The sequence below is a fragment of the Thermomonas sp. genome (assembly GCF_041905325.1).
Lineage (GTDB): Bacteria > Pseudomonadota > Gammaproteobacteria > Xanthomonadales > Xanthomonadaceae > Thermomonas.
Genome location: NZ_JAYRLK010000003.1, coordinates 43,314 through 60,079 on the forward strand (window position 1 = coordinate 43,314; position 16,766 = coordinate 60,079).

15 protein-coding genes and 1 tRNA gene are annotated in these 16,766 nt (G+C 68.4%); 10 read left to right on the top strand and 6 right to left on the bottom strand.

The window, feature by feature from the left end; translation table 11 throughout:
* Window positions 1-203 precede the first annotated feature (203 nt).
* Genes def through ACE3OK_RS04360 form a run of 7 tightly spaced genes read left to right on the top strand, consistent with a single transcriptional unit; the run spans window position 204 to window position 7,308 of the window.
* The gene (gene def, locus ACE3OK_RS04330) at window positions 204-713 is read left to right on the top strand and encodes a peptide deformylase (RefSeq protein ID WP_374248328.1); all 510 of its coding nucleotides are present in this window, start codon (window positions 204-206) and stop codon (window positions 711-713) included.
* Window positions 714-717: 4 nt separating this feature from the next.
* The gene (gene fmt / locus ACE3OK_RS04335; protein ID WP_374248329.1) at window positions 718-1,635 is read left to right on the top strand and encodes a methionyl-tRNA formyltransferase; all 918 of its coding nucleotides are present in this window, start codon (window positions 718-720) and stop codon (window positions 1,633-1,635) included.
* Window positions 1,632-2,918, top strand: a complete 1,287-nt coding sequence (gene rsmB, locus ACE3OK_RS04340) for a 16S rRNA (cytosine(967)-C(5))-methyltransferase RsmB (RefSeq protein WP_374248330.1) — start codon at window positions 1,632-1,634, stop codon at window positions 2,916-2,918. Before fmt ends, rsmB begins: the two co-directional genes overlap by 4 nt.
* A 25-nt stretch (window positions 2,919-2,943) precedes the next feature.
* A complete protein-coding gene (locus ACE3OK_RS04345; protein ID WP_374248331.1) occupies window positions 2,944-4,632 on the top strand; it encodes an ArnT family glycosyltransferase in 1,689 nt (562 codons plus the stop codon).
* Window positions 4,629-5,765, top strand: a complete 1,137-nt coding sequence (gene glf / locus ACE3OK_RS04350; protein WP_374248332.1) for a UDP-galactopyranose mutase — start codon at window positions 4,629-4,631, stop codon at window positions 5,763-5,765. The genes ACE3OK_RS04345 and glf overlap by 4 nt, the downstream gene beginning before the upstream one ends.
* On the top strand, window positions 5,762-6,568 hold the full coding sequence (locus ACE3OK_RS04355; RefSeq protein ID WP_374248333.1) for a hypothetical protein: 807 nt from the start codon (window positions 5,762-5,764) through the stop codon (window positions 6,566-6,568). Before glf ends, ACE3OK_RS04355 begins: the two co-directional genes overlap by 4 nt.
* Window positions 6,565-7,308 carry a glycosyltransferase family 25 protein gene (locus ACE3OK_RS04360; protein WP_374248334.1) on the top strand — a complete coding sequence of 248 codons (744 nt, stop codon included), beginning with the start codon at window positions 6,565-6,567 and terminating at the stop codon, window positions 7,306-7,308. The genes ACE3OK_RS04355 and ACE3OK_RS04360 overlap by 4 nt, the downstream gene beginning before the upstream one ends.
* A gap of 15 nt (window positions 7,309-7,323) precedes the next feature.
* On the opposite strand, the gene ACE3OK_RS04365 is transcribed toward ACE3OK_RS04360, so the two are convergent.
* The 3 genes from ACE3OK_RS04365 to ACE3OK_RS04375 are packed head-to-tail and all read right to left on the bottom strand — an operon-like array spanning window position 7,324 to window position 10,061.
* Window positions 7,324-8,127, bottom strand: a complete 804-nt coding sequence (locus ACE3OK_RS04365; RefSeq protein WP_374248335.1) for a glycosyltransferase family 2 protein — start codon at window positions 8,125-8,127, stop codon at window positions 7,324-7,326.
* The gene (gene galE, locus ACE3OK_RS04370) at window positions 8,124-9,116 is read right to left on the bottom strand and encodes a UDP-glucose 4-epimerase GalE (protein ID WP_374248336.1); all 993 of its coding nucleotides are present in this window, start codon (window positions 9,114-9,116) and stop codon (window positions 8,124-8,126) included. Before galE ends, ACE3OK_RS04365 begins: the two co-directional genes overlap by 4 nt.
* 27 nt (window positions 9,117-9,143) lie before the next feature.
* The gene (locus ACE3OK_RS04375; protein WP_374248337.1) at window positions 9,144-10,061 is read right to left on the bottom strand and encodes a lauroyl acyltransferase; all 918 of its coding nucleotides are present in this window, start codon (window positions 10,059-10,061) and stop codon (window positions 9,144-9,146) included.
* Between the two features lie 38 nt (window positions 10,062-10,099).
* On the opposite strand from ACE3OK_RS04375, the gene dtd reads away from it, so the two are divergent.
* The 3 genes from dtd (at window position 10,100) to ACE3OK_RS04390 (ending at window position 12,643) form a co-directional block, all read left to right on the top strand.
* Window positions 10,100-10,540: a D-aminoacyl-tRNA deacylase gene (dtd, locus tag ACE3OK_RS04380; protein ID WP_374248338.1), complete on the top strand. Its 441-nt coding sequence runs from the start codon at window positions 10,100-10,102 to the stop codon at window positions 10,538-10,540.
* 97 nt (window positions 10,541-10,637) lie between these two features.
* A complete protein-coding gene (rpoD, locus tag ACE3OK_RS04385; RefSeq protein ID WP_374248339.1) occupies window positions 10,638-12,485 on the top strand; it encodes an RNA polymerase sigma factor RpoD in 1,848 nt (615 codons plus the stop codon).
* An 85-nt stretch (window positions 12,486-12,570) separates the two neighbouring features.
* Window positions 12,571-12,643, top strand: a tRNA-Ile gene (locus ACE3OK_RS04390).
* 2 nt (window positions 12,644-12,645) lie between these two features.
* Here the strand turns inward: ACE3OK_RS04390 and ACE3OK_RS04395 are convergent.
* From ACE3OK_RS04395 to ACE3OK_RS04405, 3 genes are all read right to left on the bottom strand, one after another.
* The gene (locus ACE3OK_RS04395) at window positions 12,646-14,697 is read right to left on the bottom strand and encodes a putative bifunctional diguanylate cyclase/phosphodiesterase (protein ID WP_374248340.1); all 2,052 of its coding nucleotides are present in this window, start codon (window positions 14,695-14,697) and stop codon (window positions 12,646-12,648) included.
* A gap of 141 nt (window positions 14,698-14,838) precedes the next feature.
* Window positions 14,839-16,044 carry a sensor histidine kinase gene (locus tag ACE3OK_RS04400; RefSeq protein WP_374248341.1) on the bottom strand — a complete coding sequence of 402 codons (1,206 nt, stop codon included), beginning with the start codon at window positions 16,042-16,044 and terminating at the stop codon, window positions 14,839-14,841.
* Window positions 16,041-16,730 (bottom strand): response regulator transcription factor, encoded by a 690-nt coding sequence (locus tag ACE3OK_RS04405; RefSeq protein WP_374248342.1) that lies wholly within the window; start codon window positions 16,728-16,730, stop codon window positions 16,041-16,043. Before ACE3OK_RS04405 ends, ACE3OK_RS04400 begins: the two co-directional genes overlap by 4 nt.
* Window positions 16,731-16,766 lie beyond the last annotated feature (36 nt).

Consider the following 16,766-nt stretch of genomic DNA (forward strand, 5'->3'; position numbering starts at 1 on the left):
CGAACGCGCTGCCTTGCCACGCGCCAAGTTGGAAACCCGTTCAAACATGGTTGCTATCTCCCCGCTCCGTATGGTGAAAACCCCCTGAAGCCTGCGCAATATAGCCCACAAACTGCACCTGCTGGCAAGCGCCCATGCAGCTTGTGCGGTCTACAATCCCGCACAGTGGCCGCGCCGGCCGCCCTTTTCCCCGGATTTCCCCCATGGCCCTGCTCCCGATCCTCGAATTCCCCGATCCGCGCCTGCGCACCAAGGCTGCCCCCGTCGAACCGGCGGATCTGGCCACGCCGGCGTTCCAGGCGCTGCTGGACGACATGTTCCAGACCATGTACGAAGCCCCCGGCATTGGCCTGGCCGCCAGCCAGGTGGACGTGCACAAACGCTTCATGGTGATCGACGTGACGGAAGACCGCAGCCGGCCACTGGTGTTCGTCAACCCGCGCATCACCGCCCGCGACGGCGAGCAGGTCTACCAGGAAGGCTGCCTGTCGGTCCCGGGCATCTACGCCGACGTGACCCGCAGCGACACCATCACGGTGGAAGCTCTGGACCGCCACGGCCAGCCGTTCACGCTGGAGGTCGACGGCGTGCTGGCGGTGTGCGTGCAGCACGAGATGGATCATCTGGATGGCAAGCTGTTCGTCGACTACCTCAGCCCGCTCAAGCGCGAAATGGTGCGCAAGAAGCTGCTGAAGGCGAAGCGGGCCGCCTGAGCCCATGCGCATCGTCTTTGCCGGCACGCCGGAATTCGCCGTCCCCTGCCTGCGCGCCGCCGCGCTGCGCGGCGAGGTGGTGGGCGTGTACACCCAGCCGGACCGCCCCGCCGGACGCGGGCGCGCATTGACGCCGTCACCGGTGAAGCTGGAGGCGGTGCAGCGCGGCATTCCGGTGTTCCAGCCGGAGAACTTCCGCTCGGCCGAATCGAAAGCCACGCTGCGCGCGCTGAAGCCCGACGTGATGGTGGTGGTGGCCTACGGCCTGATCCTGCCGCAGTCGGTGCTGGACATTCCCGAGCACGGCTGCTGGAACGTGCACGCCTCGCTGCTGCCGCGCTGGCGCGGCGCGGCGCCGATCCAGCGCGCCATCGAGGCCGGCGACACCCGCACCGGGGTCTGCCTGATGCGGATGGAGAAGGGTCTGGACACCGGCCCGGTGCTGCTGGCGCAAGCCATCGACATCGGCCCGGAAGAAACCGGCGGCCGGCTGCACGACCGCTTGTCTGCGCTGGGTGCGCAAGTGCTCGCCGATGCGCTGGGCCTGCTGCGCGCCACCATCCAGCTGCCGCCGCATCCGCAGCCAGCCGAGGGTGTGACCTACGCGCACAAGCTGGACAAGGCCGAAGCCAAGCTTGATTGGGCGCAGCCGGCGCAAACGCTGGCCAACAAAGTGCGCGCATTCAACCCGTGGCCGGTGGCCGAAGCCCAGTTGCTGGGCGAGCGCGTGCGCATCCACGCCGCCATCGCGCTGGGCGAAACCCACGCCGCCGCACCTGGTGACGTGTTGCGCACCGGCCGCGACGGCATCGACATCGCCTGCGGTGCCGGCGTGCTGCGCCTGGAGACCCTGCAGCGCGACGGCGGCAAGCCGATCAGCGCGCAGGACTACCGCAACGCCCGGCGCGACGTGTTCGCATGAGTGATGGCGTCGCCACCCGCGTCGCCGCGGCACGCACGCTGGACGAGGTGCTGCACCGCGGACGTTCGCTGAAGGCGGCGCTGGGTGGCAGCCTGCCCGGCCTCGACGACCTGCGCGACCGCGCGCTGGTGGAAGCGATGGTGCTGGCCGCGCTGCGCCAGCGCGTGCGCTACAACGCCGCGCTGGACGGCTGGATGCCGCGTCCGCTGGGCCAGCGCGACGGCATCCTGCGCGCGCTCTTGCTGGCCGGCCTTGCCCAGCTGACGCTGGGCCTGCCGGCGCACGCCGCACTGGCGGCCACGGTGGACGCCGCGCGTGCCCTGGGCCGCGCCCACCAGGCCGGCATGGTCAACGCGCTGCTGCGCCGCGCCACCCGCGAACCCTTGCCGCCGGCCGACCCCGCGCAGGCGTGGCCGGGCTGGCTGGCACGACAGGTGCGCGCCGACTGGCCGCAGCAATACGACGCAATCTTCGCGGCCAGCGCGCAGATCGCGCCGCTATGGCTGCGCGTCAACCGCCGCTGGATCGGCCGCGACGACTATCTGGCCCTGTTGCGCGAAGCCGGCATCCACGCCACCGCAGACGCCACGCTGGCCGATGCCCTGCGGCTGGACACCGCGCTGCCGGTGCAGCAGCTTCCCGGCTTCGACGCCGGGCTGGTGTCGGTGCAGGATGCTGCCGCGCAAGCGGTGGCCGATGCGCTCGCCCCTGCATCCGATGCCCGCGTGCTGGACGCCTGTGCGGCACCCGGCGGCAAGGCCGCGCATCTGGCCGAGCGCGACGCGTCCCTGCGCATCGCCGCACTGGACGTGGACGCCCGCCGCGTGCGGCGGATGCAGGAGACGTTCGCACGGCTGCGCCTGGAAGGCATCGACGCACGCACGGCCGACGCGGCCCGCCCGGATACGTGGTGGGACGGCACGCCGTTCGACGCCATCCTCATCGACGCCCCGTGCAGTGCCTCCGGCATCGTGCGCCGCCAGCCGGACGTGTTGCTGCATCGGCGCGAGGCCGACATCGACGCGTTGCACGACACCCAATCCCGGCTGTTGGACGCGCTGTGGCCACTGCTCGCCCCCGGTGGCACGCTGCTCTACGCCACTTGCTCGATCCTGCGCGCGGAAAATGCGATGCAGGTCGAAGCCTTCCTTGCCCGCACGCCGGACGCCACTCTGGCGCCGCTGGACGACCGCTTCGGCCATGACACCGGCGCGGGCCACCAGCGCCTGCCGGGCGAAGCGGGGCGGGACGGGTTCTTCTGCGCCCGCCTGAAAAAGGCCTAACGTCCCCCTGCCCACAATGCGCGCCATGACCCGTCCCCAACGCGACCTCTGGCTGTTCTGGCTGTTCGCCCTGCTGATCCTGGCCACCGGGCTGGGCCTGCGCGATCCGTGGCCGGCCGACGAACCGCGCTTCGCGCTGGCGGCCCGGCAGATGGTGGAAAGCGGCCAATGGCTGTTCCCGCATCGTGGCAGCGAGCTGTATTCGGACAAGCCGCCGCTGTTCATGTGGATGCAGGCCAGCGTGCTATGGCTCACCGGCAACCTGCGCATCGCCTTCCTGCTGCCTTCGTTGCTGGCGGCGCTGGGTACGCTGTGGTGCGTGGTGGACCTGGGCCGGCGACTGTGGACGCCGCGCGTGGGGCTCTACGCCGGCTGGGCGGTGTTGCTGACGCTCCAGTTCACCTTCCAGGCCAAGAAGGCGCAGATCGACCCGATGGTGGTGTTCTGGATCACGCTGTCCTGCTACGGCCTGCTGCGGCACGCGTGGCAAGGGCCGAACTGGGCGATGTGGGCACTGGGCTGGGCGGCGGCGGGACTGGGCACGATCACCAAGGGCGTGGGCGTGATCGCATTGTTGCTGCTGTTGCCGGCCGCATTCGCATCACTGCGTGGCTGGGCCGGGGTACGCCTTCACGCGCGCCACCCGAAATTCTGGCTGGGCCCGCTGGCCTTCCTTGCCGCCTGCGGGGTGTGGCTGCTGCCGATGCTGATCGCCGCGCTGGGCAACGGCGGCGACGCCTACCGCGCCTACGTCGACGACATCCTGCTGCGCCAGACCGTCACCCGCTACGCCAACGCCTGGCACCACGGCCAACCGTGGTGGTACTTCATCGAAGTGGCACTGACCGCGTGGTTGCCCACCGTGCTGGTGTTGCCGTGGGCGCTGCCGGCGTGGAAGCGCCGCCTGCGCCGGCGCGATGCGCGTTTCCTGATCCCGCTGGGCTGGGTGCTGCTGGTATTCGTGTTCTTCAGCATCCCCTCCGGCAAGCGCGACATGTACATCCTGCCGGCGCTGCCGATGCTGGCGCTGGCACTGGCACCGCTGCTGCCGGGCCTGCTGCGCAAGGCCGGACCGCAACGCCTGTTGCTGGGGTTCACCGTGCTTTTTTCGCTGGCAGCGCTGGCGGCGGGACTGGCGATGCTGCTGGGCAACCCCGGCTTTGCACGCAACGCCATGCAGGGCCGCGAGGCCGGCGTGGCGATCGGGCTGGCGTGGATGCTCATCGCCAGCGGCGGCTTCGGCGTGGGGGCCTGCCTGTGGTTCGGCCGCCGGCGCGCGCCGCTTGCCTTGGTGGCGATGCTCGCCCTGCTGTGGCTGCTGTACTCGCTGGTCGGCGCGCCGCTGCTGAACGACGGCAGCTCCTCGCGCGGCCTGATGCGGAATGTCGGTGCGGCCATCGGCCCCACAGCCGAATTGGGTCTGGTCGGCTGGCGCGAGCAACAACTGCTGATGGCCGACCGCCCCGCCGCCGATTTCGGTTTCAAGCGCGAACCCACCGCGCAATTCGCCGACGGAGTGCGCTGGCAACAGGCGCGTCCCGAAGCGCGTTGGCTGCTGGTGGAGGAAGGCGACGGCCTGCCGGCCTGCGTGGACAAGGCCCGAGCCCACGACATGGGCATCGCCAACGGCCGCCGCTGGTGGTTGCTGGGCGCCGCCGCAACACCGGCATGCCGCCGGGACGCACCGGACTTCATCGAAAAGGACACGCAATGAACGCTGCACTCAGGGACGCCGGTGAGTTCGATGCGCTGGTGGTTGGCGCCGGTTTCGCCGGCAGCGTCTGCGCCCGCCAGCTGGCCGATGCCGGCTGGTCGGTGCTGGTGGTGGATGCGCGTCCGCACATCGGCGGCAATGCCTTCGACACGCGGGACGCCGCCGGCCTGCTGATTCACCCGTACGGCCCGCACATCTTCCACACCAACGGCAAGCGGATCTTCGAATACCTGTCGCGTTTCACCACCTGGCGCTTCTACGAACACCGGGTCCTGGCCGAAGTCGACGGCGCGCTGCATCCGATCCCGATCAACCGCACCACCATCAACGGCCTGTACGGGCTGGACCTGGACGAGGCCGGGGTCGAGGTATTCCTGGCCGAACGCCGCACCGACCGTTCGCCGGCGCGCAGCAGCGAGGACGTGGTGCTCAATAGCGTCGGTGCCGACCTGTGCGAGAAGTTCTTCCGCGGCTACACCCGCAAGCAGTGGGGGCTGGACCTGTCCGAACTGGCCGCCGGGGTCGCCGCGCGCATCCCCACCCGCAGCAACGACGACGACCGCTACTTCACCGACAGCTTCCAGTTCATGCCGGCGGACGGCTACACGCGGATGTTCGAACGCATGCTCGACCATCCCGGCATCACCGTCCGCACCGGCGTGCGCTTCGCGCGTGCGACCACGCCGAAACCACGACGGCAGCTGGTGTACAGCGGCCCGATCGACCAATTCTTCGACTGCTGCCACGGTGCGCTGCCCTACCGCAGCTTGCGCTTCGAGCACCAGCACCTGGCCGGCACCGAACGCTTCCAGCCCACCGGCACGGTGAATTATCCGAACGACCACGCCTACACCCGGATCACCGAGTTCAAGCACCTGACCGGCGAAACCGCCACCGGCACCTCGATCGTGCGCGAATACCCGATGGCCGATGGCGACCCGTTCTACCCGATCCCGCGCCCGGAAAACGAAGCGCTGTACCAGCGGTACAAGGCGATGGCGGAGCAGGAAACCGGCGTGAGTTTCGTCGGCCGGCTGGCGCAGTACCGCTACTACAACATGGACCAGGTGGTCGGCGCGGCGCTGGCGCTGGGCGCGCGGCTGCTGGGCCGGGCGCAGGAGGACGCCGCATGAGCCGGCGCAATCTGGTGGTCGTGCGTGCCGGCGACAACTCGGTGCATCCGGGCTGGCTGGTGGATGCCGAACGCAATTTCGACATTTACGTCAGCTACTTCGGCAACCAGGAAAACCGCTACGCCGACAGCGCCGACTTCCACGAAAACCGCAAGGGCATGAAGTGGCCGGTGCTGGGGGAACTGCTGCAGGCGCAGCCGGAATTGCTGGAGCGCTACGCGTATTTCTGGTTCCCGGACGACGACATCGTCACCGACACCGCCACCATCAACCGCATGTTCGACTTCGCCGCCGCCTACCAGCTGGCGCTGGCGCAGCCGGCGCTGACCCGCAACTCGTACTTCAGTTGGCCCCTGCTGCTGCAGGACCCGCGCTACCAACTTCGCTACACCCGCTTCGTCGAGGTGATGGTGCCGGTGCTCGACCGCGCCGCGCTGCGTACCTGCCTGCCCACCTTCACCGAGAACAGCAGCGGCTGGGGGCTGGACTTCGTCTGGCCATTGCTGCTGCGGTCGCGCGGCGAACGGGCCATCGCGATCATCGACGCCACCGCCGTGTTCCACTCGCGCCCGGTCGGTGGCGGCGAACTGTACAAGGCCACCGGCACTTCGGTGGCCGAATGCGACAAGACCGCGCTGCTGGCCAAATACGGACTGTCGCCCGATGTCCTCGCCGATACGCGCTATTTCACCGGCGGCATCCAGCTGCGCGAGGCAGGCACCTGGCGGCATGCATTGCAGTCGCTGTCGCGCAGCCTGCGCCGCTGGAACTATCGCCGCCTGGCGCGTCGTGCACGCGCATGACCACACCCACCCTCCACGTGGTCAACCTGCCCGGCTCCCCCGAGCGCCGTGCATCGATGATGCAACAGGCAACAGCGCTGGGGGTCGCGCTGGAGTTCTTCGAGGCGGTGAACGGTCGTGCCGGGCATCCACTGTTCGCGCACGTGCACCAGGCCAAGCGCCTGGCCCGCAAGGGGCGTCCATTCCGGCCCGGTGAATTGGGCTGCTGGGCCAGCCACTACCTGCTCTGGCAGCAATGCGTGGCCAGCAATCGGCCGATCATCGTGCTGGAAGACGACATCGTGCTGGAAGCGCGCCTGCCGGAATTGCTGCACGCCCTGCCGTTGCTGCCCACCGATGTGGGCTATTTCCGCCTGCATGCCGGTGACTGCCCCGGCATGGTGTGGCGGCGCTTCGGTGATTTCGTCCTGCACCGCTACTGGCGCAGCCCGATGTGCACGCTTGGCTACTACCTTGCGCCAGTCGCGGCGAAGCGTTTTCTGGCGCATGCCGATACGTGGATCCTGCCGGTCGACGATTACATGGACCTGGCTTGGCTGCATGGCGTGGAATGCCTGGGCCTGAAGCCGGGCGTGGTGTCTGCCGCCGATGGTTTTGCCTCCACCATTCGCGCCGGTGGCAGGCAGAAGGCGACGGTGGGCCCGGTGGGGCTGCTCCGGCGCGAGGCGCACCGCGCGTGGCTGCGTCTGCGCTGGCACCTGCACAACCTGCCGGCACGGCTGCTGGCGCGGGCGCACTGAACCGGCGACCCGGGCTCAGCCGGGCCGGCGTGGTGTTCGCACGGGCTGCCCATGTTGCAGCAACCACAGCATCATCGCCTTCTGGCGGACGTAATTGGCGTGCACCCACGCCGCCAGCAACCCCGGCATGCCGTCCAGGAATCCCCGCTTGAGCACGTAGCTGCGGAAGAAACGCCAGCCCGGTGCCAGCAACAGCTTGGCCAACGATGCGCGCTTGCCGCGGGCATGGTCGTGGTCGGCCATCATCGCGGCATAGCCCTGCAGCTTGTCCAGCATCTGCAGCAGCGAGCGGAACGGGTAATGCAACAGGTCACCCCGCAGGCGCACCACGTTGCCATCGACACTGGCCGATTCGTGGATTTCGCGCTCGCCACGCCAGCCGCCGCAACGGCGGTCGAACAGGCGCAGCACGCGGTCCGGGTAGTCGGTGCCGTGACGCAGGAAGCGGCCGAAATACCAGGACATGCGCGGGAACACATAGCCCGCAGCACCTGCGAAGCCGGTGGCGCGTACCACTGCGATCTCGTCGCGCAAGGCATCACTGACGCGCTCGTCGGCATCCAGGCACAGCACCCAATCGTGCCGGGCCTGTTCCACCGCGAACGCCTTCTGGCTGCGAAATCCGTCGAAGGCGCGTACCAGCACCCGCGCCCCCATGGCTTCGGCGATCGCGGCAGTGCCATCGGTGGAGCCGGAATCGATCACCACGATGTCGTCGACGAACGCCAGCGAGCGCAGGCAATCGGCAATCCTGTCGGCTTCGTTGAAGGTGATGATGCAGGCGGACAGGTGCGGCAGGGCGGCGCGGGCAGGCGTCATGGCGTGTCTCCTTGCTTGCGCTTGCGCTCCCACGCCCAGGCATGCGCCACGATTGCATCCAGCTCCGCATGCCGCGGTTGCCAGCCCAGCGCCGCGCGCGCGGCGCGCGCGTCGGCCACCAGCGCAGGCGGGTCGCCTGCGCGGCGCGCGCCCATGACCACCGGGATCGGGTGGCCGGTGACGCGGCGCACCGTTTCGATCACCTCACGCACCGAATACCCATTGCCGTTGCCGAGGTTGTAGCGCGCGCTGGCGCCGCCCGCGAGCAGTTGCCGCAGCGCCAGCAGGTGGGCATCGGCCAGATCTTCGACGTGGATGTAATCGCGGATGCAGGTGCCGTCGGCGGTGGCGTAGTCCTCGCCATACACGGTGATATGCGGACGTCGCCCTGAGGCCACCTGCAGGATCAGCGGGATCAGGTGGGTTTCCGGCTCGTGGCATTCGCCCAACTCGCCGTCGGCATCGGCACCGGCCGCGTTGAAGTAGCGCAGGCAGACCGCCTTCAACCCATAGGCGCGATCAAAGTCCTCCAGCATCTGTTCGACGAACCACTTGCTGCGGCCATAGGGATTGATCGGTGCCTTCGGGTGCGTCTCGTCGATCGGCACGTACTGCGGGTCGCCGAAGATCGCCGCAGTCGAGGAAAAGATGAACTTGTCGATGCCGTGCGCGCGCATGCCGTCCAGCAGGGCCTGGGTGGCGGTGACGTTGTTGCGGTAGTACCTGGCCGGATCGGCGACCGACTCGCCCACCTGGATGAAGCTGGCGAAGTGCATCACCGCCGCCGGCCGGACCTCGCCGAGCACCGCAGCGACGAAGGCCGCATCGCCGATGTCGCCGACGTGCAGCGGCGCGCCCAGCACCGCTGCGCGGTGGCCGGAGGACAGGTCATCGGCGACCACGGCATGGAAGCCGTTGCGACGCAGATGCTTGACCATGTGCGAACCGATGTAGCCGGCGCCGCCGACAACAAGAATGGGGTCATGCATGGGGGAATGTCCTGGTCGCCTGATGCATCAATACAAATCCTGGTACGGGTTTTCTTCATCGCTGCCCGCAGGGCGCAGCGAGTAACGCTTGTAGGTCCATTGGTATTGGCTGAAATCGCGCCGCGCCACCGCTTCAACCCCCGCGTTCAGCGCCGCCACGGCCTGCGCGCTGTCGGCACCGGCGATCCCGGCCGGCGGTGCTTCCACATGCAACGCAAAACGCGGTGCACCGCCACCCGGCAGCCGCTGGCACCAGCACAGCAACACCCGTGCGCCGCTGCGGTGGGCCAGCCGCGGCAGCAAGGTCATGGTCAGTGCCGGCTTGCCGAAGAACGGTGCGAATTCGCCTTCACCGGCCTTGGGTTGCTGATCGGGCAGGATGCCCACCACACCGCCTTTTTGCAGGCGCTTGAGCAAACTGCGCACGCCGGATGCCTCGGCGCGCACCTGCTCCACTTCGCCATCCGCATTCGCACGCACCCGGCGCAGGAAGGCTTCGCCGATGGCGGACTCCGGCGGGCGATACAGGATGGCCAGTGGCGTTTTTTTCGCCAACCACTGGTTCAGCAACTCCCAATTCCCCATGTGCGGCGCGGCCACGATCAGGCCATCGCCGCTGCGCAGGGCGGCGTCGAACAGCGCCTCCCCGTGAATCTCGGTGATCTCGGCCAGGTTGCGCGCACTGGGACGCGTCCACAGCCGCAACGTCTCGAACGCCTGCCGCGCGGTGGTACGCAGGATGGCGCGCAGCAATTGCTCGCGCGACGCCACGTCAAGATCAGGCCGGACCAATTCCAGGTTGCGCCGCGCCACCCGCGCCTCGCGGGCGTCCAGCCATTGCCACAGCCACGCCACGCCGTCGGCCAGCGCCCGCAGCAGCGGCCACGGCAGGCGCGCCACGGCCCAGGCCAGGGCATGCAGCAGGGCGGCGGAAAACTCGGTCATCCGGTCAGTTTAGCCGGCGCGGGCGCTATCCTTGCCGCATGCTTGCCCTCATCCAGCGCGTCACCCAGGCGACGGTCACGGTCGATGGCACCCCCGTGGGCAGCATCGGCCCCGGCCTGCTGGCCCTGGTGGGGGTGGAGCCGGGGGATACCGACGCACAGGCACGGCGGCTGGCCCAACGCATACTGGGTTATCGAATTTTCGACGACGATGCCGGCAAGATGAACCGCTCATTGCAGGAAATCGACGGAAAGTTGCTGCTGGTCAGCCAATTCACCCTGGCCGCCGACACCCGCTCGGGCATGCGCCCCGGCTTCAGCACCGCCGCCGCACCCACCGAAGCCGAACGCACGTTCAACCAACTTCTCGACGCCTGCCGTCACCTGCATCCACACGGGGTGGAAACCGGGCGTTTCGGTGCCCATATGGTAGTGAGTCTGGTCAACGACGGGCCGGCCACGTTCCTGCTGCGGCCCTGACTCGCCACCCATACGCAAGCGTACTGTGCGTTTGCGCAGTATAATGCTTGGTTCTTTCCTGCGCTACGCGCGGATATCCCCACACGGTACACGATCCATGGCCAACGAACGGCAGACCGCCCCCCAATCCGACATCAAGCTCCTGATCAGCAAGGGCTTGGAGCAAGGCTATCTGACCTACGCAGAAGTCAACGACCACCTGCCCGACGACATGGTCGATCCGGAGCAGATCGAAGACATCATCGGCATGATCAATGGCATGGGCATCGAGGTGCACGAAGTGGCGCCCGATGTGGAAACCCTGCTGCTGGCCGGCCAGCAGGCCGGCGGCCGCGAGGTGGACGAAACCGCCGCCGAGGAAGCCGCCGCCGCGCTGACCTCGCTGGACACCGAGGGTGGCCGTACCACCGACCCGGTACGCATGTACATGCGCGAGATGGGCACGGTGGACCTGCTGACCCGCGAGGGCGAAATCGCGATTGCAAAACGCATCGAGGAAGGCCTGGCGCAGATGAACGCCGCGCTGGCCAGCTTCCCGCAGTCGGTGCAGCACTTGCTGGAAGACTACGAGCTGCACAAGGCCGGCAAGAAGCGCCTGGCCGAGATCGTGGTCGGCTTCAACGACGCGGAGCCGGAAGTCGAGGAACTGCCGGTGCCCGAAGCCGAGGCCGTGGTGGACGAGGACGAAGAGGACGAGGCCGGCGGCGAAGCCGACGAGCCCGCGCCCACCGGCCCCGACCCGGCCGAAGTGGCGGTGCGCATGGAGGCAATGGGTGCCGCCCACGCGCGCTTCCTCAAGGCCTGCGCCAAGGGCGGCGTGGACGGCAAGGCCGCGCTCAAGGCGCGCGAGGACATGGCCGCCATCTTCGTCACCCTGAAGCTGCCGCTGCCGCTGACCGATACGCTGGTGAAGAAGCTGCGCGATGCAGTGGGTGCGGTGAAGGAGCACGAGCGCCGCATCCTCGACCTCGCTACCCGCGTGGCCAAGATGCCGCGCAAGGATTTCATCAAGGCGTGGGAAGGCAACCAGACCAACCTCGAGTGGGTCGACGAGCTGCTCAAGCGCAAGCAGAAATGGGGCAGCGCCCTGCGTGACGTGCGCGAGCAGATCATCGCCGAGCAGGAAGCCACGCTGGCGCAGGAAAAAGTCCTGCACGTCACCCTGGCCGACCTCAAGGAAATCAACCGCGCGATGGCCTACGGCGAAGCCAAGGCCCGCAAGGCGAAGAAGGAGATGGTCGAGGCCAACCTGCGCCTGGTGATCTCCATCGCCAAGAAGTACACCAACCGCGGCCTGCAGTTCCTCGACCTGATCCAGGAAGGCAACATCGGCCTGATGAAGGCGGTGGACAAGTTCGAGCACCGCCGCGGCTTCAAGTTCTCGACCTATGCCACGTGGTGGATCCGCCAGGCGATCACCCGCTCGATCGCCGACCAGGCGCGCACCATCCGCATCCCGGTGCACATGATCGAGACGATCAACAAGCTCAACCGCATTTCCCGCCAGATGCTCCAGCAGTACGGCCGCGAGGCCACGCCGGAGGAGCTGGCGAAGGAAATGGACATGCCCGAGGACAAGATCCGCAAGGTCATGAAGATCGCGAAGGAACCGATCTCGATGGAGACGCCGATCGGCGACGACGAGGATTCGCACCTCGGCGACTTCATCGAGGACACCAACGTGATGTCCCCGATCGATGCCACAACCGACATCAACCTGATCGAGACGGTGCGCAGCGTGCTGGCCGGGCTGACCCCGCGCGAAGCCAAGGTGCTGCGCATGCGCTTCGGCATCGACATGAACACCGACCACACGCTCGAGGAAGTGGGCAAGCAGTTCGACGTGACCCGCGAGCGCATCCGCCAGATCGAGGCCAAGGCGCTGCGCAAGCTGCGCCACCCGTCCCGCTCGGAGACGCTGCGCAGCTTCCTCGACGTGGAGTGACACCTTCCATCACTTGTTTGCGCACCGGCAAAAGCCCGCCCATCGGCGGGCTTTTGCATGCACCGCGGCTACAATTCTCCGCGACGGGCCTATAGCTCAATGGTCAGAGCAGGGGACTCATAATCCCTTGGTTCCAGGTTCGAGTCCTGGTGGGCCCAGATCACCGCACCAGCCAGGCCTGCAAATCGGCTTGCGGCATCGGGCGGGCGTACAGGTAGCCCTGTGCGGCGTCGCAGCCTTCGCGGGCGAGGAATTCCCATTGCTGGCGGGTTTCCACGCCTTCCGCCAGGGTGGACAGGCCGAGGCTGCGGCCCATCGCGATCACCGCGCGGCAGATCGCGGCGTCGTTGGCGTCGACGTGGATGTCGCGCACGAAGGACTGGTCGATCTTGATCTGGTCGATGGGCAGGCGCTTGACGTAGTTGAGCGAGGAATAGCCGGTGCCGAAGTCGTCCAGCGAGAAGCCCACGCCGTGCATGCGCAGGGCCTGCATGGTGGTGATGGCTTGCTCGATGTTGCCCAGCAGCATGCTTTCGGTGATTTCCAGCTTCAACCGCGTGGGGTTGATGCCGCTGGCGGCCAGCAAGGCGGACACGCCATCCACGAAGTGCTCCTGGTAGAACTGGCGGGCGCTGACGTTGACCGCCATCACCAGCTGGTCGGTGCTGGGGGCGGCCTGCCACTCGGCCAGCACCGTGCAGGCCTGGCGCAGCACCCAGTCGCCCATCGGCACGATCAGGCCGGTTTCCTCCGCCAGCGGGATGAAGGCACCGGGAGGGACCAGCCCGCGTTGCGGGTGTTGCCAGCGCACCAGCGCCTCCACGCCCACGCAACGGCCCTTGGCATCCACCTGCGGCTGGTAATGCAGCACCAATTCCTCGCGCTCCAATGCCAGCCGCAATTCCGCTTCCAGCTCCGCACGCGCGTTGATGCCGGCCTGGATCTCGGGGTCGAAGAAGCGCAACGCGCCGCGCCCGGCGGCCTTGGCCTGGTACATCGCCAGGTCGGCGCGCTTGAGCAGTTCGGCGGCATCGGTGGCCTGCCCGCAGAACATCGCGATGCCCACGCTGGCACCGGTTTGATACGGCACGCCGTCCAGCACGCAGGGATGCGAGAGTGCCTCCAGCACCTTCTCGCCGACGTGGCTGGCTTGCGCCACCGCCGCATGCTCGTCGCCATCCAGGTGCTGCACCAGCAACACGAATTCATCGCCCCCCATGCGCGCCACGGTATCGCTCTTGCGCACCAGCAGCGCCAGCCGCGCGGCCACCTCCACCAACAGGCGATCGCCCATGCCGTGGCCGCGGGTGTCGTTGATGATCTTGAAGTGGTCCAGGTCCAGGTACAGCAGTGCGCCGCATTGGCCGCTGCGGGCACTGCCCGCCATCGCCTGGTCCAGCCGGTCATGCAGCAAACGCCGGTTGGGCAGGCTGGTGAGCGGGTCGAAGAAGGCGAGATCGTAGGCCTGCTTCTCGATCTGCTTGCGGTTGGTGATGTCGCGCCAGACGCAGAACAGGGCGGCGTGACCGCGCATGTCGATGCGCGCCAGGGTGACCTCGGCCGGGAAGCAGCTGCCGTCGGCGCGACGGTGCTCCCATTCGAAACGCAGCACGCCCTGCTGCATCGCCTGTTGCATCAGCAGTTCGGCTTTCTCGAAGGAGGCGCTGCCGTCGGGCTGGTATTCCGGCGAGATGCGCGAAGGATGTTGCAGGATCTCCTCGCGGCAAGCGTAGCCGAGGATGGCCACTGCGGCGCGGTTGCAGTCGGTGAACTGGCCGTGCTCGATCAGCCAGCTCGGGTCCGGGGAGTTGTTGAAGATGTCGCGGAAGCGCTGCTCGCTGTGGCGCAGCGCGGTGGTGCGGGCGCGCACCTTGCCGGCGATCTGCGCACGCGCCTGCAGCAGCCGCGCAAGGTTGGCGCAGGCGTGTTGCAGCGGGAGTTCGCAGGGGCCGAAGGCGTAAGCATCGGCCAACTGGAAGACGAGGGTACCGAAGTGGGCGGTGCCCTCGGCGGCGAGGGCGAAACTGCGGCCGGCGCCCGGTGCCGGGGGCTCCATGGCCGGCAGGAACGTCACCGCGCGCGTGCCCGGCAAGCCGGCCAGTGCGGCTTGCAGGCGCGGCCCGACGTCCGCCTCCGGCAGCATCGGGATCTCGGCCAGCAGGTCCAGCAGCATGCCGGCCAGCATGGCGTCGATGCACCCCCCTGTTCTCATGTCCACTCCCGGCCTCCGCCGTGAAGGCAACGGCATTTCCATGCACGCACCGGCCACGCCGCCACCTGCCTGCCAGGCGGCGTCTTCCTTGTTATCGACCACAGCACCCGCAGCCTGAAGCCTGCCGGTGGCCCGTGCAGCCTACCCGGTCTGGGCCGCCGGGGCATCGAGGCGGATCACGATGCGCCCGGCATGCACCTGCCTGACTTGCCACCCCAGGCGCAAGGCCAACCGGTCCAGCAGCGCCGACCCGGTGCCGCTGTCGGCGCGTGCGGGCTGCGGATGGCGATCGTCGTCCACCTCCGGCAGGGCCTGCATGAGCAGGTGCCCGTGTTCGAGGTGCAGCCGCAGCGTGCCGGCATCCCGCCCTTGCAGCAGCCGCCGCGCCAACCCGGACAACAACAGTTCCGCCTCGTGGCGGGCAATGTGCAGATCCCCGCTGGCCGCGATGTCCGCCGTGATGTCGCCACGGCCCGCCAACGCCAGGGCGGCCGCAGCTTCCAGCAGCCGCACGGCTTCGACCGTGTCGCATTGCAGCGGCTTGCGCCGCGCCGCCGCCAGCATCGCCTCCAGCAGCCGCCGCATGTCTCCCACGCCGCGTTCCAGTCGCGCATGGCGGGCCTGTTGGGTAGGCGATGCGGTGTCATCGTCCAGCAACACTTCGGCCACGCCCTGGATCACCGCCAGCGGCGTGCGCAGCTCGTGGCTGGCATCGGCCAGGAACGCCTGCTCGCGTGCATCCGCCTCCACCAGCCGGGCCTGGTAGCCATCGATGGCAGCGGCCAGCCGGCCAAGTTCGTCGCGACTGACCGCGCGGGCCAGGTGGGTAGGGCGCGGCTGCACGGGTAAGCCTTCGACTTCCCGCGCCAGCGCGCGCAGCGGTGCCAGCGCGATACCGGCAAACAACCACCCCAGCCACCCCGACAGGCCGGTTCCCAGGCTCATCATCGCCACCACCAGCCAGCGCAGGCGACGCTCCATGGCTTCGATGTCGCCCAGGTCGATGACGAATACCAGCCGGCCGGCGGCGGTATCGAACACGCCCACGTGGGTGTCTTCGTCGGCAGGGTCCTCGCGCACGCCCGGGGGCAGTGCGGCATAGGCGCGCGGCAGGGCCGGATCGTCGGCCCGGTAGCCGCGCAGCCGCCGGGTGCGCGGCAACGGCGCCGGTTGGCCACGCGCCAGGCGCAAGCCGTAATCCTCGGCCTGCCCGCGCAGGATCTCGGTGGACACCGCATTTTCGTAATCGTCGGCCACCCGCAGCAGCGCCAGCGATGCCAGCCCCGACAACAGCAGGCCCAGCAGCGTGGCCAGCAGGGCGAAACGCAGCCGCAGCGTCGCCTTCACGCCGCCACCTGCAACCGGTAGCCCACCCCGCGCACCGAGCGGATCAGCGGCTGCGCGAAAGGCTTGTCCACCAGCATCCGCAATTCGTACACCTGGGTTTGCAGGGCGGCCATGTCGGCACCTTGCGCGCCCCAGGCACCCTCGATCAGGCGCGCATGGGTGACGATGCGCGGGGCTTCGCGCAGCAGCAGGTCGAGCAAGGCACCCTGCAGCCGGGTCAGCGGGATCTGCCGGCCTTCGCGGGTCGCGGTCATGCTGCGCGGGTCGTACGCCAGCGGGCCGCCATGGCCTGCCGCCATGGCATGCGTCCGCCGCAACAGGGCACGCAGGCGCGCATCCAGCTCGCGCATCGCGAACGGCTTGACCAGGTAATCGTCGGCCCCCTCGGCATAACCGCGCAACTTGTCTTCCAGCGTGTCGCGCGCGGTCAGCATCAGCACCGGCACGCCATGACCGGCCTCGCGCAGGCGGCGGCACAGCGCCAGTCCGTCCAGCCGCGGCAGGCCCAGATCCAGCACGATCACGTCGACGCCCCCTTGCAATGCGCGGGCCAGGCCGGACACGCCATCGGCGCAGTGATCCATCGCGTGGCCGCGGCGTTCGAGGAAATCCCAGATGTTGGCGGCAATGTCGTGCTGGTCTTCGATGAGCAGCACGCGCAGGCCTGAGGGGGTCGGCAAGCTCATCGCGACAGACTGCCACTCCCGGATGGCCGGGGTGTT